Source organism: Ruegeria sp. N11, assembly GCF_056531525.1.
Window position 1 is genome coordinate 95,215 of the sequence record NZ_JBQFLX010000018.1, and the last position, 16,193, is coordinate 111,407.

At 51.2% G+C, this 16,193-nt stretch carries 16 protein-coding genes and 2 pseudogenes; 6 read left to right on the top strand and 12 right to left on the bottom strand.

What is annotated here, in order from left to right; translation table 11 throughout:
• Nucleotides 1–110: 110 nt before the first annotated feature.
• Together ACR0J8_RS18350 and ACR0J8_RS18355 are read right to left on the bottom strand one after the other, a co-directional pair.
• A complete protein-coding gene (locus ACR0J8_RS18350) occupies nt 111–1,346 on the bottom strand; it encodes a hypothetical protein (RefSeq protein WP_480891555.1) in 1,236 nt (411 codons plus the stop codon).
• Nucleotides 1,343–1,750, bottom strand: coding sequence for a plasmid mobilization protein (locus ACR0J8_RS18355; RefSeq protein ID WP_480891558.1), 408 nt, complete (start codon nt 1,748–1,750; stop codon nt 1,343–1,345). Before ACR0J8_RS18355 ends, ACR0J8_RS18350 begins: the two co-directional genes overlap by 4 nt.
• 224 nt (nt 1,751–1,974) lie before the next feature.
• Here ACR0J8_RS18355 and ACR0J8_RS18360 point away from each other — a divergent pair, with 224 nt between their 5' ends.
• The 3 genes and pseudogenes from ACR0J8_RS18360 to ACR0J8_RS18370 all read left to right on the top strand — a co-directional run.
• On the top strand, nt 1,975–2,373 hold the full coding sequence (locus ACR0J8_RS18360) for a hypothetical protein (protein WP_480891561.1): 399 nt from the start codon (nt 1,975–1,977) through the stop codon (nt 2,371–2,373).
• 1 nt (nt 2,374) lies between these two features.
• Nucleotides 2,375–3,424, top strand: coding sequence for a hypothetical protein (locus ACR0J8_RS18365; protein ID WP_480891563.1), 1,050 nt, complete (start codon nt 2,375–2,377; stop codon nt 3,422–3,424).
• 87 nt (nt 3,425–3,511) lie between these two features.
• Nucleotides 3,512–3,984, top strand: a pseudogene (locus ACR0J8_RS18370) (transposase); the annotation flags it as partial.
• Between the two features lie 368 nt (nt 3,985–4,352).
• On the opposite strand, the gene ACR0J8_RS18375 reads toward ACR0J8_RS18370, so the two are convergent.
• The 7 genes from ACR0J8_RS18375 to ACR0J8_RS18405 form a co-directional block, all read right to left on the bottom strand.
• The gene (locus ACR0J8_RS18375) at nt 4,353–5,372 is read right to left on the bottom strand and encodes a hypothetical protein (RefSeq protein WP_480891566.1); all 1,020 of its coding nucleotides are present in this window, start codon (nt 5,370–5,372) and stop codon (nt 4,353–4,355) included.
• A gap of 8 nt (nt 5,373–5,380) precedes the next feature.
• Complete coding sequence (locus ACR0J8_RS18380) at nt 5,381–6,598, bottom strand: radical SAM protein (RefSeq protein WP_480891569.1); 1,218 nt, start codon at nt 6,596–6,598, stop codon at nt 5,381–5,383.
• A 635-nt stretch (nt 6,599–7,233) separates the two neighbouring features.
• On the bottom strand, nt 7,234–7,425 hold the full coding sequence (locus ACR0J8_RS18385) for a hypothetical protein (protein ID WP_480891572.1): 192 nt from the start codon (nt 7,423–7,425) through the stop codon (nt 7,234–7,236).
• Between the two features lie 275 nt (nt 7,426–7,700).
• The gene (locus tag ACR0J8_RS18390) at nt 7,701–7,985 is read right to left on the bottom strand and encodes a hypothetical protein (RefSeq protein ID WP_480891574.1); all 285 of its coding nucleotides are present in this window, start codon (nt 7,983–7,985) and stop codon (nt 7,701–7,703) included.
• 19 nt (nt 7,986–8,004) lie between these two features.
• Nucleotides 8,005–8,865: a DUF6895 family protein gene (locus ACR0J8_RS18395; protein ID WP_480891576.1), complete on the bottom strand. Its 861-nt coding sequence runs from the start codon at nt 8,863–8,865 to the stop codon at nt 8,005–8,007.
• Between the two features lie 43 nt (nt 8,866–8,908).
• Nucleotides 8,909–9,469 (bottom strand): hypothetical protein, encoded by a 561-nt coding sequence (locus ACR0J8_RS18400; protein ID WP_480891579.1) that lies wholly within the window; start codon nt 9,467–9,469, stop codon nt 8,909–8,911.
• A 453-nt stretch (nt 9,470–9,922) separates the two neighbouring features.
• A complete protein-coding gene (locus ACR0J8_RS18405) occupies nt 9,923–10,357 on the bottom strand; it encodes a hypothetical protein (RefSeq protein ID WP_480891581.1) in 435 nt (144 codons plus the stop codon).
• Nucleotides 10,358–10,396: 39 nt separating this feature from the next.
• Here ACR0J8_RS18405 and ACR0J8_RS18410 point away from each other — a divergent pair.
• Both ACR0J8_RS18410 and lptF read left to right on the top strand, forming a co-directional pair.
• Nucleotides 10,397–10,669: pseudogene (locus ACR0J8_RS18410) on the top strand (integrase core domain-containing protein); the annotation flags it as partial.
• 695 nt (nt 10,670–11,364) lie between these two features.
• Nucleotides 11,365–12,507 carry an LPS export ABC transporter permease LptF gene (gene lptF, locus ACR0J8_RS18415; protein ID WP_480523697.1) on the top strand — a complete coding sequence of 381 codons (1,143 nt, stop codon included), beginning with the start codon at nt 11,365–11,367 and terminating at the stop codon, nt 12,505–12,507.
• Between the two features lie 2 nt (nt 12,508–12,509).
• Here lptF and ACR0J8_RS18420 read toward each other — a convergent pair whose 3' ends face one another.
• Complete coding sequence (locus ACR0J8_RS18420; RefSeq protein ID WP_480523696.1) at nt 12,510–13,343, bottom strand: LysR family transcriptional regulator; 834 nt, start codon at nt 13,341–13,343, stop codon at nt 12,510–12,512.
• A 99-nt stretch (nt 13,344–13,442) separates the two neighbouring features.
• Between ACR0J8_RS18420 and ACR0J8_RS18425 the strand changes: the two genes are divergently transcribed.
• Nucleotides 13,443–14,045, top strand: a complete 603-nt coding sequence (locus tag ACR0J8_RS18425) for an HD domain-containing protein (RefSeq protein WP_170806902.1) — start codon at nt 13,443–13,445, stop codon at nt 14,043–14,045.
• A gap of 40 nt (nt 14,046–14,085) precedes the next feature.
• Here the strand turns inward: ACR0J8_RS18425 and speB are convergent, their stop codons facing one another.
• Together speB and nspC are read right to left on the bottom strand one after the other, a co-directional pair.
• On the bottom strand, nt 14,086–14,928 hold the full coding sequence (gene speB / locus ACR0J8_RS18430) for an agmatinase (protein ID WP_480523694.1): 843 nt from the start codon (nt 14,926–14,928) through the stop codon (nt 14,086–14,088).
• Nucleotides 14,925–16,094, bottom strand: coding sequence for a carboxynorspermidine decarboxylase (gene nspC / locus ACR0J8_RS18435; RefSeq protein ID WP_480891587.1), 1,170 nt, complete (start codon nt 16,092–16,094; stop codon nt 14,925–14,927). The genes speB and nspC overlap by 4 nt, the downstream gene beginning before the upstream one ends.
• Nucleotides 16,095–16,193 lie beyond the last annotated feature (99 nt).

A 16,193-nucleotide genomic window follows, 5' to 3' on the forward strand; every position in this document is an offset into this window, starting at 1 on the left:
AAACGGTTTGCAGCTTGGGTACGCAGTTCTTCCGGCGCTAGTTTAATACGTACACAGATAGAATCATCTAGTGCGTGAGCACAGGTATCTCGGCATGCTTCCAAGATCCCTTACATATCAGCAGCAGTATTACGAAACGCGAGAGACACAACAGCGTTGGTCTTAGCCATCTGGCGCTTCAGCATTGCCGCCAGTTTCTTCAGTATATAGGGGTCATTGATATCAGGCGGTGCATCCAGATCGGCGGCAGTCAGATCACTACACCTGTTGGCTGCAAACTGTCGGGTTTCCGATTTTAGAAATTTAGCGGCAAACGCCAGCTCGACCGCTTCGCTGGTTAGCTCTTGGTTATCGCCGCCAGCACCTTCAACAGTGCGTTTTGGCGACGGATCATTTCTTGGTTGCTCTGGTGAATCTGTTCCTGTCCCGCGATGATCACCGAGAGTAGATCCCGAAGCGGGGTCTCGCTCGATTGCGAGATATGGATCTGTGTTGGATCTGAGATCATGCAAATTTTCCCTTGTTTCCTCAATGAATGCGGCCACGTCTGCGGCACAAATTTCTAGTGTTCGATTGCAATTGTAGTCCTTTAGATCACCGGGCAATTCCAGGCTGATGCGGCTGCGGCCTCGGCCTTCCGTGATCGCGTCTCGCAGCTCCAATCCTTCGCGGTCGATCAACTCCGCCAGTTTCTTGGGCTGCTGTTCACGCTCCAGCTTGGCAATCTCTTGGAACTGATGTCTTAGCTTGGGCAGATCGAAGCCGTTTCGCTTCGCTTGTTGGTGCTCATTCTGGTTGAAAGATGACCAGCTCACGGCCACCATCTCGGCCACGCGGTCGGCGTAGTCATGGCGGCCGAGTTCAAGCAGGCGTTTCTGGGCAAAACTGTTATGCCTTCCGCTAATCAGTTTGTGGCCGAATTCGAGTTCCAGAAAACGACAAACGGCCTCGTCCCTGCATTTAGACTGGAAAAGCTTATAGCTTTTGCCTGTCTCTGAATCTGCCGCTGGCCTGACAAGGTGATAGTGTTTCTGGATCGATCCATCACCGCGCTTACTTTCATGCATTGAAAGCGTTTCCGGATCGGCGGGGTTGTATCCAAATTCTGAGCGGATCGCCTTCAAGGTTTGTTTCAGCTCGTCGGGGGTCAGTTCTTCGCCGGGGCTGATGATCGTATGAGTAAGGCCAGATTTTCGGCCTTTAAGCTGGGCGAATTGATCGGCCACCATGAGCGGAGCGTTGTTGTCCTTCAGGACCTGCACGACCTCATTGTCACCACGACTGACTACATAGCCGGTGATCCGGGCACCATCACCCGCCGATACGCTGCCAGTCTTGATAATCATGCGGTTGGCTTCAGCTTGGCAAATTCAGCCATAAGCTCAGCAAGAGGTTCGCCCCATGCTGCCAAACCATCGGTTAGGGCTTTGTGCATGGCGGCGAACTGCTTTGAATTCAGGTCGCCTGATTTCTCAGCGCGATTGATAGAGCCTTGGCACTGATTGATGTTGTTTGCGATGCCTGCCAGTTTGCTGGCGATGTCTTCCAGTTTACTTGCATCGGGCAGGGCATAATAGGTCTTTCCGATGATGCGGAAGCGGCCAAATTCAGACTGGCTAATCTCGTGCCGGTGGGCTTCGGTTTTCACTTGTGCGGCATCTTCTGGATACAAGTGAATTTTCAGAGATTTGGTTTTCCGGGGCGCCGGGTCAACAGGGGCCGTTGGAGTCTCTGGCGCAACTGGGTCCATGATAAAAATCCTTTTTTGTCCAGCGCTGAGGGGGGCAAGGGGGATGGCGTAGCCTCCCCTTTGCAAGTTCCGCGTTTCCCACTTGGGGTAACGCGGTCCCACTTGCTCAACCTATTCGAGCACTTGTTCTGTAAATTGCAGTGAAACCCAAAAAAGCAAATTTTCCAGAATGATGGCGGGGTAACTTCCTCATAGAGTTTGCGTAGAAAGGTAGGGCTAAACCCATGTTGACCGGTGCCATGCAATGCATAAAATTCAGATTACGTGACTTGGCAAACCCTCAATTTCTGGGAAACTACGGAAGAAGGTCGCGTGAAAAACCCGTCGCGGACGAAAAGAGAGGTCTTTGTTTCATGAAACTCAAGATCAATGTTGAAGAAAGTTTTCAGAAGCAGTTCGATGAACTTTTGAAAGAAAATGGGATTACCCCTGAAATGATAGTCGAATCTGAAGGCTTCGACGGGATCGCGATTTGGAAATACATACTCGAATACGGACCCGATACATTCAAACTGCTTACTGCTATCGTCGCGTTCTGGAATGAGATTCAAAAATCTCACAAAAAAGGAGAAAATAAAAAAATCGAAATTATCTTAGAAACAGACGGTGAGCCGAAAGAATAGAATGAGCCGGACGATCACTGAAAGACTAGTGTTGGAGTTCTACCCAAGAGCCCAGATTTTATCCCAAGATCAAGCTATGTTGTATTCTGAGTATTACCGCGAGTTTTTGAGGTTCATGTTTGAATCGGAGATATTGAATCAATCAGACAGCAGCCCTGAAATCGTTTTTTTGCGCGGGGACGTACTTGGTCCACGATGCCTAAACTTCAAAAACGCACCGGGTTTGCCGAACAATACTTCCGTTATCGTCATCAACCTAACCTTATTGGAATTTCTTACCCAGACGCTAATCTCAATTACCTTCAAAACCATTAAGGAGCACGGCCAAGAAGGGTTTCTAAAGGACTCTATGGCCCGCGTTTGTCAGTTCTCTTGGCCTGAGAAATTTGAGGATTTTCATGTTGCGAACGAGTTCCTTCGAGAGTGTCAAGAGTTCCATGACCTAACTATTGAGGGCGATGTACTGAGTTTAGTTCAAAACATGAGCTCAAAGATAACTAATTCGCTCAGGAAAGAATCCGAAGATATCGGCGGCTTCGAACCAACTTGGCATGATACAATATCCAATCAGTATTTTTCGATCATCTTCCATATGGTTCTTGCCCATGAATATGGGCACCACGTTGCTAGCAGAAAAGATCTACAAGGACCCGGCTTTTGTCGAGTTTCGGCTAAGGCACGCATGGCACTCGATGAGAGAGAAACGTTCGACGCAAGACTCTATGAGGAGGTTACCTGCGATTTTATTGGGTACGAGAATTTGCTTTTTCAGCAAGGTGTTTTCCGGATAGCAGATTGGAGAATAGCTCTTGCAACAACTTGGTTGGAAGTGCTTTCGGCGACGGCCGGCCTAATATTCAGAAATCGTTCGTTCGGTTCACAATCAGATAGACTGAACTTCAAAATTCATTTTTTTCGAACTGGCGCTAAGCCCAGTTTGGTGTCGAAATGCCTGCGTGTGCACAAGGACTTGAGCGGGCTATTGCTTTACGTGTTCTTGCCAAAAGTCGCGCCCCTACAGCGGCTGTTGCAACAAGCATCCAAGGTTTGAGCTGTTGGGATGGGGAGCATTGATTTCCGACGCGCCGCATGATTGACGGCTCAAAAAGCTGGACGGTGACATGAGCGAACTTATTGGCTGACCGGCGTGCAGATTGCGCGTCTCATAACCTTCTTTCCTAAGCCGCATGGTAAGTTTCGGGTTGATGACAAGCGAGATTTGAGCGGGATTATCTTCATCAAACGCAATGGGTTAAGATGACGTGGTGCCCCTGCAGCCTATGGTCCGCACAAAACGCTCTACAGTCGCTGGAAGCGATAGAGCGAAAAAGGTATCTTCGCAGAGATAATTGCCGGTCTGGCCGCCGAGCACGGCGAACAGAAGACCGTGGTGATTCGACGCGACTTATCCGAAGGCGCATCGAATGGCTACCAGCATGGCCGCCACAATTTGGAGTACGGTCGCCTGATCGACCAAACCAAAGGCGGCATGAACACCAAACTGCACGCTATCTGCGACGCCAGGGGTGCCCGCTCGACCTGTTCGTCACCGCCGGTCAGGTCAGCGACTGCATCGGCGCGCGGACTTTACTCAGCAGCCCGCCAAATGTCTAATGGCTGCTCGGGGATCGCGGCTATGACGCCGACTGGTTTTGAGAATCGTTAAAAGACTAAGGGATACGCGCCTCAGAAATAAGATATGTAACGATATTGCAAGCCTGTACGAAAAATAAGTGATTAACGGCCACCGTTTGGTGCAGTCACTATGAATAGAAATTAACTAAATGCATCAGCCCTTCTTCAGTTGAAGAAACTCGTTGTTTTCCAAGGCCTCAGCATATTGGCTGGGTCACGTGTTAACCCATAAACCTTTGAAAATTACGCATCGGACAAGCACTGAAACCAATCTCCAAAAACAAACTCTACAGTAAAAAGAGCCCGCTCATCGTTGGTGTTAGGGTCGTGCCAGAGGATCAGATTTATTTTTCAGCGACAGCACGACTTTTGGCGCCTGTGAAGCAAGTTACCCTTTCCTTATACAGTCTTTCTATGGAATTCGCTAATCTGACAGCGTGATCGGAAGTGCCGAGGTCGTCGCGCGGTTTAGCTAAGGAGAGTTTAAGCAGGTTGCGCGCCACAATCAGTGTACACGAAGGCAAAGTAGCAAACGCGCAAGACCAGTCTTCAGCTTTCAAGTCGTCGCAACTATGCCAACGCCCAGAAACCGCCACTTGAAGATACGAAACAAAGACCCTCGAAAATCCATTTGCGCTCCAGCCTATGCGCCTATCCGCCCAAAGGTTCTCGCGGAGTATTCCGGACTTTCTAGAGTTCGACCATTCGGGTCGCGAAGTCCATTGATCATATCGGACTAAAGCCTCGGCAATCGATCCTTTTACCAATAAAACTTCATCCTCCAAGCACGCAGCTTGAACATCACGTTGTGCTTTCAAAGAATGAAGCTTCGCAACCAGAGAATCAGCTCTTCTTAGGCTCAAGTCTACGGCCGTTTCATATCGTTCCGATTTGAACATTACCTCGATATAGTTTTGGCAAGTTTGGTATCTATGCAAAGACATCGATCCCAGACCTTCCTTTCGGACGAGTATATTGTCGTTCATCTGACTTCTTCTAAGCAGCCGGCAGGCTAAATATGGTTGCCGCTCTTTCCAATGGAACAACGCGTCCGCAGCATCAAAAAACGAGCAAACTAAACGTTTTGTGTTTTCAGGTCCGACAAATCCCTTACACTCAGCGAGCATAAAGCTACGGTGTTCCACCAATTCTTCAGTTATGGTGCGGGCTCGCTTCAAGTCTGAAACAAATCGGCTAAGACTATCAAAAAATTTGTTAATTCTGCGTGTTGTAGGATCGTCCCAAGTATTGCTTATCTCGGACTTTAGGAGCTTGGCAAATAACGGAGACGCTGCAGATAAGTCTTCAAATGACTCTTCATGAACTTGTCGTAGTACCGACTCCAAATTTAGATACCACTCCAAGGTTTGCCTCAACTCTGCAAATGCAAACCAGCCAAAGTAAGGCGTTCAGTGATATTAGCTTTGTGCGGAGGGCAGGGCGCATGCCCCTCTGCCCACTGCTTCGGACAACCGCCACCACATATAGGAAGGATAGCACATGTGGCACAAGGAACCTCGCCCTTTGATATCGTTTTATTGAATTCGCCCAAGATACCACGTCTAGCTTCGTCCGTACCTGACTGTAGCGTGCCGATTTGATACTTGTTGGTGTATCCTTCTTCTACAGAGTCTTTGTCTTCGTATGTAGGTACGAGTGAAACTTCGCTGCAGTTAAAAATATTGCCAAACGGGTCAATAAGCTCAGAGTCCTTTTTTAGCGCGAGACAGGTTATTTTTTTTCGGCGCGGAATGACGCTTGTCTTTATGCCTTTTCCAAGCAGGTACTTTACCAGTTCTAGCTCCCAAGCTGCAAATTCCTGAAAACTCAATTCGTTTCTGTTTCCTGCATCGTTACCCCAATTGAAAATGAGGCAGGGATAAATTGCTGCAAGCTTGTCCGCGAAACCGTCTGCATCAATTCGCTCTACCAACCGCACAAAGCTGTCTCGGTTATTGGCATCTACATTGCACCTGACAGACACGCTAGGGGCTATATCATCCCTTTTTGATAGATGCATAAGATTCTGATAAATGATCGAAAAAGATCCGGCCCCTCCTTTGTGTGGTCTAGCAGAGTCGTGTGTATCAGCATCCCCATCCAACGTGATCTCATAGCTGACCACCTTAAGATCCTCATACAGCTCTTTAGCGACATTCGGATACAAACGAACGCCATTGGTTGTCATGGATGCACTATACCGCAAGCCGTTTTCATCGGCGAAAGGAATCAAGGCGCGCGAAATCTTCCTAATAGCTTCCATCGCCAGCAACGGTTCGCCGCCAAACCAGCGAATGGTTAAACTGTCATGCGTCGCTGGATCAGCTTTCTGTTTTATCCTATCAATTGTCGCTAGGATTTTTTCTTCGTCTAGATCGTCTGCGGTATGTTTCTGTCCGCAATAGTGACATCCTAACTGACACAAAGCGGTTGGTTGAATCACTATTGCTAGGTCACGATTTTCACGAATACCTTCTTCATTTTCAAGAAGGATATCAACAATTTCATCGGACGCGCTATCTACTAAGAGCTTCTTGCTGTAGAGCTCATTTAGGCTTTGTTCCGGAACTATTGAGAAATCGCCTGTCAATACTGTATGCCAGACTTTCCCGTCGACTTCGTAAATACATCCATCCCGCGATAGAACAGTGTAGTTTATCGGTCCATTAGCATTGTGACGGTATGGCTTTGACGAACTTACAAATCTCGAAAGCTTGAAACGCCTAGACAAATGACCACCTCGCTTCGCCCGAAGGTTAGGAAAAGTCTTACAAAGATTGTCCTCTAGTCACACTTCTGCGACTATTATGATTTTAACGCTTGACGCACTGCTCGAACTTGCTCCCCATAACCACGCGCAAAGCCCCGAATGAACCGAGTTATTGACCTAGCCTCGATTGATGTCTCTTGGGCGGCGCGATCCTCATCCTTCCAATCTGAAATTGGTATCACGATGTGAGCCTCACCTATGGTCGAACGTAGGTGCACAATACGAGGGACGTCGTCCCTGTCGTAGGTCGGAGAGACTACATGCAAAGTCTCGTTATCGTCCATGTGCACAACTATTTGTACACCGGCAGGAACATCAACAGATATCTCGGATAGAGCAGCCCGAGGATCCTCGGAGAGCTTAGATTTGAATGATTCGTCGCGCCAAGCCTCCTCGATTATTCTTGCATAGTCGGCTCTAGTCGGTTTCCACACTTTCGGCATGGCAGCGCATCCCTAGGTAGGATTGCAGCTAGTATCGCATGCGATCATAGCGTTCTGAACGTTCGCAGAAGATCGACCAGCTACTTTGATTTCTTTGGCAACTTCCACTGTGGTTTCTGGAATAGTTGGCTTGGATTCTACGAGCTCTTTTTCATCAACAACTTTGTCGCTCAGCATCTTATCAAAATCAGAATAATCAAGCATTTCTTCTCCTCTCAAATTCTAAACAGTTCAACTAAAGGGTACATCCGTTATTCGGTCTGTCAACAAAAACGAGTGCACAACGCATCAAAGGCTGCTTCTGCTAGCTTTTTACGCGGCAATATCTGTGTCAGTGAGCAACTCACTAGTAACCAAGCAACGCGCATCGTTCTTCACCTGTTCTTTGCAACCAAATCAATGCTACTGATTGTAAAGAGGTCAGCTTCAATGGCATCACACCATCGCAATTGACGCTGTACTTAATAGTGCGGCAGAACTTACGAGCTTTCTTCGTCCAACCAGATTGGTTTGAAGCCCTCCGAAGTTTCGTCAGGTGCCTGAAAACAAATGTCTGGAATATCTGTAAAACAGATCTCGGCGACTTGGCTACCGTCCACGTCTGCTTTCCTCCTAACGCCATCCAGCAGCGAGCGCGTCTCGGGACTCATGCTGCCATAGTCCCAGCCACATTGGTTTGCGGCAGTAAGTGCAAGGCGCAGGTCGTCAGAACACGGCAAACCGTCAATTACACTCTGGCGACCTTCAAAATCTAAGTCGACCATCGAAGGGCGATTTCCATAATTAGTCAAAACTCTTTCTCCCCTTAAAGTACTGTGAAATTAGAATTAAGCTTACCAAGGTCGTATGATAGCAATTCCGAAACCCAATCTCAACGCGTGAGTGTTCGCGCAAAGGGGGCTGGCGATCCGATGCAGAAAAAGATCCGTCGGGGTTCTGAAGGGCACAGAACTGTCCAACGAGGCTGTCCGTTTTGGATACTTCCCCACAAATCACAGCTACCAACAGCAGCTCGGCAACGATATCCCACTTCTTTTCTTTGGTGAAATAGTCCAGCCAGGTAGGAACCCAGAGACGCAGATAGTCTCGTTCATTTGTCAACAAGAGTTCCGGACTGGCCCCAAAATCAGTTACGTAAAACACCTCATGAGTGATTGCATAGGCAGTCGCTTCAGACACTAGCCAAGGTGCGATCATCCTGTTGATATAAATGTCGTTTCGATTCGCGAGGTTTTTGCATTCTATTCCGAGTCGACTGAGCGCATGAGATAACCCCAATCGCTGCCAAGCCGGTGTATCTTGTAGGAAATCAGTCCAGCCATCTGCAAGATCTCGCAGATTCTCCTCTATTCGATAGTTTTTTTTCCCTAGCTCCGAAAAGGTTGCATATGTTTGGGAGACCATCAGTAAATCTGGGTTGCCTACAATAATTCGATTGAGGGTTTCGCCATTCTCCAACTTCTCCCAAATCTGTGACACGACAGCGTTCCAAATCGACACATCCAATCCACTGCGCTTCATGCAAAGTATGCATAGTAAGAATTCGCTTACAGGTTTCAACTTGTCCTTTACGTCGCCGGCGTGCCGAACGCAGGACAGCTTTAAGAAGGCCTTTGAATTGCCTTCGAGCCACTTCAGTGCCATTTCCCAAGCGTGGTAAACAGCCTCGTTAAAAGAAGCGCTATTGTTAAGCACGACTATTCATCAAGGTAATCTCCCATAACAACTGAGGTGAGAGTTTCAAATTTTGGTAACACTTCATTTGCAACGATGCTTGTTGTAGGAAACGTTGAAACGCTGGAACTTTCTTTTGCTCGATTTGGCCAAGTTCATGGACGAACGTCAATAATTGTGGTGCTCGAATAAGGTCGTTTTTTCGTAGACATTCGTTCAGAACGATCAGCAACTCTGACAAGGAATCTTGGCTTGTTCTGGGTGCAAGAAGCAATGCTGCCCGAGCATGGAGCAGAAGGTTTCTCTCAATACATCTCGGGGTACATTTAGCGACTTCGGCCACTTGTTCATGTCGTCTTCCCAATGAAAAAAGAGCGGAGACAAACGAGCAGTAGCGGCCCGTTTTTTTGTGCTCTTGGCTCAACCTTTGCAGCGTACCTGTTGCGTCAGGTGAAATATTGGCGCCACAGTGCTCAACCAGTGTAAGCATCTCTGCTGTCATGTGTGGGTTTGGATGTAAGGCGGCGATTTCGGTCAAGCCCTGCCCTACAACGCCTGTTGTCTTAGCATACATGATCGCAGCGTATAATGTGTCAAGAGAGGTATCAGCCAACGTTGAACCTTAAGACTGCCTTAGAATTCATGGCGAGATTTGTTGCTGTTTCTCGGTAAACGCCGAAAATATATTGCATGATGGAAAGACACCAAGAAAGTAAAAAAGAGTGGACTACCAAATTTATTGACGGCTTAGACTTGGGCTAACCTGCATACTTCTTTTGACGTTGTTGTTTTTTCACATTGTCTTGCTTCTTCGTCGGCCAGTATTGTCGATAACTCGGAACAGAAGACTTTTTTGTTGGTTCGCTTGTTGAGAATAGCCTTTGTTGCTTACCGTAATCTCAAAAAGCTTGGTCTTCACCACCACGCGATCAGCGACGTTACAGTCTTGAGCACTTGTTGAAGATTGAAGGAAACCGCCCAATTCCCCTACCGCAAATGCCAAGAAGACCCAAGCAATGCTGGCCAGCTAGCCTAGTCGGTCGAGTATTGATTTTTCCGCAAGCCCAACGACAAAGCCAACAGAGAGCCAACGTTCGGCATGTGGTAACTCATGCGGACTAGGAGTTTCGCCAAACCCTGCGACGCCGACTAGGATCGCGGTCAGTGAAATGATGCAAAGGACAACTGCGTATCCGACTTCGTAATAAGTAGAGCGACTGAAAAACTTGTCTGACGTGATCGCTTCAGGATCGGCGGCCCTGACCTTGTGGATTCCCAAGAAGCCCCAGGTCAATGAGAACCCAACTATGAAGACGCCGAGTGCACCCAAGAAAGCGAAGAGGTAGTTCAATCGGACATCGTTTGGCTCATCAAAAACGTTCCACCATCTGTAATTTGCTGCACAATTCCACACAAAGTAAAGAAAAACTCCAATTGCAAACAGTGAGATAGTTTTTGCCAATATCTCTCCGAACAAGCTTGATCTGCGTACAATTGCAGCTCGGTTCGCGACTGGATTGCGGCTGTCGGAGCCAAGACGGCCTACATTGAGCCAGGCTCGCCTTGCGAGAATGGATATTGCGAAAGCTTCAGCGGTCGAATGAGGGATGAGCTGTTGAACGGGGGAATCTTCTACTCGCTTAGGGAAGCTCAAATCATCATCGAAGACTGGAGGAAAGACTACAATACTAAGAGACCACACAGTGCATTGGGTTATCGCCCACCAGCGCCCGAAACCATCATCCCGATGGAACACAGGACGATCATGCACTAACAATCACATTGGACCCGTCAAATACGGCTGCTCACGCGCGGCTAACGTCCGATTCATGCGAACACTAATGGTTGCCCATTCATATTAGGATTAGGCGGCAATGTTATTGGGAAAGGTGCGGTAATCAGGTGGGAATATGCACCGAGTTTCGGAATGAATGATGACGATTTAGAACGGTCTTTTTTATCAATAGTATATATGAAATTTCCTGAGTGGGCAAAACAGGTCTGACAGCGCGGTGCGTCCGCCAGTGAACGACTATAAGCAGCCCCCCAGCTGCACGCTATCTTGAAAGAGATTTCAAGGGGTTTCTTTTTTGGTTTTCGGAGCTTCCAAGTTATCAGGTTTCGGAAAGGTTAATGCGTGCTTGCGCAGCGCCTCGTGTTGCGCACATGAATTGCAGGCAACAGGAGGCTGAAATGATTAACAAATCAAACGTTTACGTAAAGTCAATGAAAAACAGATGCTTAAATATGGGTAAGTACTTGGGGATAGGTCGTGGCGACGGTCTCCAAAACCGTAGGTCGCGGGTTCGAACCCTGCTGCCCCTGCCATTTCCTTCCATGTTGTAGACGAAGCCCAGGTTGGGGATACCCTTCCTTGTGCGGGTTCAGTTTCACGGGCAATCGCTGTTCCCTCCGGCGAATGAATGGCCTATTGTCACGTGCAGACAGAACGCACCGGGATGGGGATACATGTCGCGTTTCGATGGTTACTTCCTGCGGCAGTTGCTGGTGCTGTTCGGATTTTTCACTCTGGTTCTGGTTGGCGTCTTCTGGATTACCCGATCAGTCAGCCTGTTTGACCGGGTAATCAGCGGTGGTCAGTCGGCTATGGTGTTTCTTGAATTTACGGCCCTGACACTGCCGACGCTGATCCGCACGGTGATGCCAATGGCCGTATTCGCCGCCGCAGTCTACGCCACCAACCGGCTGAGTCGCGAAAGCGAGATGACGGTGATGCTGGCCACCGGTTCAAGCCCGTGGAGGCTGGCGCGCGGAGTATTGGTTTTTGGTGTCATTGCTGGGCTGATGATGGCGGTCATAAGCATATTCCTGCGCCCCGCATCCGTCGATCAGCTTGAGCAGCGGCAGGCCGAAGTCGCCGGGGACGTCACCGCGCAACTGTTGAACGAGGGTGAATTTCTGCACCCGGCCGCTTCGGTGACGGTCTATATCGGCAGCATTGATCTGGACGGTACTTTGCACGAAGTGTTTGTTTCCGATCGTCGCGACAAACTGAACTCGGCCAGCTATTCCAGCAAGACGGCGTATCTGGTCAACAATGATGCGGGTCTGCATCTTGTGATGCTGGACGGGATCGCGCTGCGCCTGGACCGTGAAGGCCGGACGTTGTCTTCGACCCTGTTTCAGGACGCGTCTTACGACATATCCGGGTTGACCAGTTCGCGCGGCATGAACGACCGCAGCCTCGAAGCGGTTCCGACAATCGAGTTGCTCAATGACCGGGACGCAATCTCGGAAGCGGAAGGATTCAGTCAGGGTGAGATGATCGAGGAGTTACACCAGCGGTTCTCCTGGATCGCGATCTGTATTGCTGTCGCGATGGCGGGGTATTCCACCCTGATGCTGGGCAGTTTCTCGCGGTTTGGCCTTTGGCCACAGATATTCGGGGCTTTCACTATCCTTATTCTGCTGGAGGGTGTTCGCGGATTTATCTCTCCCATTGTCATCGCCGATCCTGCCCTGTGGCCGATGCTGTATCTGCCGGCCTTCGGGGGCATCCTGATTTCCTGCATGTTCCTGTTTGTTGCGGGCCGGCCGATTGTCGTGATGCGGCGAACCGAAAACCAGGCAATGCCGCAGGCAGGTACCTGAGTTCAGCCGCGAAGATCGGCAAGGCAGCTCAGGATATCGTCGATGCCCGCGCCATCACGGCGGGTCACCAGATAGAGCGGCAGTAACAGGTCACGTGCCCCCTCGATCGGGATCAGTTCCTGCGATCGCAGGTGGTCTTCGATGACGTAGCGCGGGAAATACCCGGTTCCGCCTCGGCGCAACACATAGCGCAGCGCCATCATGCAATTGCCAAGAAAAATCGTCTGCCCCGGCGCCTGTCGGGCCACGGATCTCACGTGGTCCTGATAGACTTCACCTAATTCCAAATTGACAAATACCAGATCCTGGCCGGTGTCGGCCGTGCCCCGGGTTCGGACAAGTATCAGGCGCTCGGTGCCCAAGTCGTGAAACACCACGCGCGGATCGGCCGGTTTTTCATGGGTCAGGGCGGCATCCAGAACATGCGTCGCGACAGCGTCGACCATGTTCAGATCGTGGTCATAGTTCAGCGTCAGCAACAGTTTTCCGGACTGCCGTTCGAACCGCACGGCCAGATCAACCAGCAACGGATCCCAGATGCTCAGCTGTGCGCCAAGCCGCAAGGCGATGCGGTTCTGGGATTGAGACGGCAGGTCGTGTGAAGCAAAGGACCAAAGCGACAGCATCTGTTCAGCGTAAGGGCGGAATTGCCGCCCGAAATCAGTCAGTGTGGTGCCACCCGCGCCCCGATTGAACAGTTGCTTTCCCGTTTCATCTTCAATCGCGCGGATACGCGCACTGACGGCAGTCTGGGTCACGTTCAGCTTGCGGGCCGCGGCGTGAAAGCCTCCGACCTCGGCAACGCACAGAAATGTTTCGAGCGCTTTGATCTGCATGCCGAAAGTATTTTTTGATCGAACCGATAAAATCAATTCATTTTTTTGGCCACAGGGATTGCACTATCATGATGCGCAACTTCAGCCAAAGGACGCGCCATGCTGGACAAAAGCCACAAACCCACCTGGACCAGTTTCGAAAACGCCACCAAGGAAGATTTTCTGGCGGTAATGGACTACGAAGACGCCTATAACGCGGCTCTGCCGGATCGCATTCTGGATGCAATCCGTTCGCTCGATGAAGAGTGGACGCCCTATCCTGTAAACCGTTATCAACACAGCCTGCAGGCCGCGACCCGTGCCTATAACGACGGGGCCGACGAAGAGATCGTCATCGCTGCATTGGTGCATGATACAGGCGATATCCTGTCCCCCTACAACCATGGTGAGCTGTCAGCGGCGATGATGAAGCCCTATGTCAGCGAAAAAACCTACTGGATTCTCAAGCATCACTGCGTGTTTCAGGGGTATTATTACAATCACTTCCTGGGTGGCGACCGCAACGCCCGCGACAAGTATCGTGACAGCCCGTACTGGGAAGACTGCCGGTATTTCTGCCACGAATACGACCAGTGCGCCTTCGACCCCGACTACCCGACCAAACCGCTGGAGTTTTTTGAGCCCATGCTGCGCCGGGTTCTGAACAAGGGAGAAGGCCACATGGAATTGAACGAGACGGCGGACGACGGCAAGACTGATTAAGAAAAATGACAGGCGGGCCTGAGTGGCCCGCCTGAACCGATCAGCAGCTTGCCATCAGACGATAGACGATCTGCGCGGCGGTAAAATCCCATGCGGCATCGCCATCGGGGGCCAGTTCGACCACATCAAGGCCGACGCATTTTCGCCCCTTCAACGCGTGTTCCACCAGATGCAGCGCCTGGTAATAGGCCAGCCCACCGGGTACAGGGGTGCCGGTGGCCGGCATGATCGCCGGGTCCAATCCATCCACATCAAAGCTGACATAAACCAGTTCCGGGAAGTCTTCGGGCAGGTCAATGGCGTGGATGTTGTCGGTCACCAGTTCTTCGGCATCGACGTGAAAAACGTTGTTTTGTACACGGCTCTGCGCCTCTTCCTTACAAAACGCACGAACGCCGAACTGGGCCAGTCGGATGCCTTCCTCGGCCAGAAGATGCATGACCGAGGCGTGGGAGTGTTTTTCGCCCTGATAGGCGTTGCGCAGGTCGGCATGCGCGTCGACTTGCACGATGCCAACCGGCTGCCCCAGCGCACGGGCGACGCCCATGACTGCACCGTAGCTGAGCGAATGCTCGCCACCCAGCGTCACCGGCACCTTACCCGCGCGCACTGCGGCTTCGGTACGTTGGGCCAGGCGTTCCATGATTTCCGGCAGCGAGGCATCGCAATCCAATGGCGGTTCGGTGAAGATGCCCTGCAGGCAGGGTTCAGCACCGCCCACGATCCGCTCCAGCTCATTTGAGGCCTCGACAATTGCTTCGGGCCCTTTGGCCGTGCCCGAGCCATAGGACACCGTGCGCTCCAGCGGCACCGGGATCACGTGGAACCGCGCGTCCTCGGTGCGCTCGGAAGCGGTCAGTTCACTGTCGAGGAAAATGCTCATGAGAGTCTGTCCTTAAAGTCTTCATAGCCGAACTTTTTGATGATTTTCAGTTCATCCGTTTGGCTGTTCCAAAGCGCGATGGTAGGCAGCGGCACGCCATTGAATGTGTTTGTCTTGACCATCGAGTAATGGGCTTGGTCCAGGAAGGCGAAGCGCTGCCCGATCTCCAGCGGCTTGTCCCATGTGTAGTCGCCGATCACGTCACCCGCCAGACAGGACGGGCCGCCCAGACGGTAGGTGTGGCCAGCCTCGGCTTCATCCATCAAAGCCGGACGATAGGGGGCTTCGATCACGTCGGGCATGTGGCAGGTGGCCGAGATGTCAGTGATCGCAAGGTTCATGCCATTGGTGGGCAGGTCGAGGATTTCCCCGACCAAAATACCGGCGTCCAAGGCGACCGCCTCACCGGGTTCCAGATAGACATCGATGCCGTAGGTTTTGCGGATGGTCTTGATGAAGGCCACCAGCCCGTCGCGGTCATAGTCGTCGCGGGTGATGTGGTGGCCGCCGCCGAAGTTCAGCCATTTGAGTTGCCCCATGAACGGCGTGAGTTTCGGTTCGACGGCGTCCCACGTGCGCTGCAGCGGCTCGAATCCCTGTTCGCAGAGCGTGTGCATGTGCAGGCCATCAACCCCGGTCAGGATTTCCTTGGTGAGCTGGCTGACGGGCGTTCCCAGCCGAGAACAGGGGGCGCAGGGATCGTACTTCGGAATTTCACCTTCGGAGTGTTCCGGGTTGATGCGAAGACCGACCTGAACGCCGGCGGCCTGGGCTTTGTCGAGGAAGCGGTCTTTTTGCGCCGGAGAGTTGAAGATGATGTGGTCGGACAGGGACAGGATTTCGTCGATATCGGCGTCCTTGTATCCGGCACAGAAAGTTGCGACCTCACCGCCATATTCCTCGCGGCCCAGCCGAGCCTCAAAGATGCCGCTGGCGCAGGTGCCACTGAGATGTTTGCGTACCAGGGGGGCAAGCGAGAACATCGAGAAGGCTTTCAGAGCACTCAGCACATGTGCGCCCGAGCGGGTGCCGATATCGGCGAGGATGCTCAGGTTCCGTTCGACGGCTTTTTCGTCGACCACAAAGCACGGCGTGGGAACGCGGCTGAGATCGAAGTTGCGGAAGGCTCCGGCATCCCCGGCTTGTGTGGTCATCATGTCGGACATAACCGGCGTCTCCTTGGTGTGGAGAGGCCGGGGATTAGGCGGGCTGGCGGCGGCAGGTCCCCGGGCGCCGCGGAACAGGCATGAGCCGAGAGAGCGAAA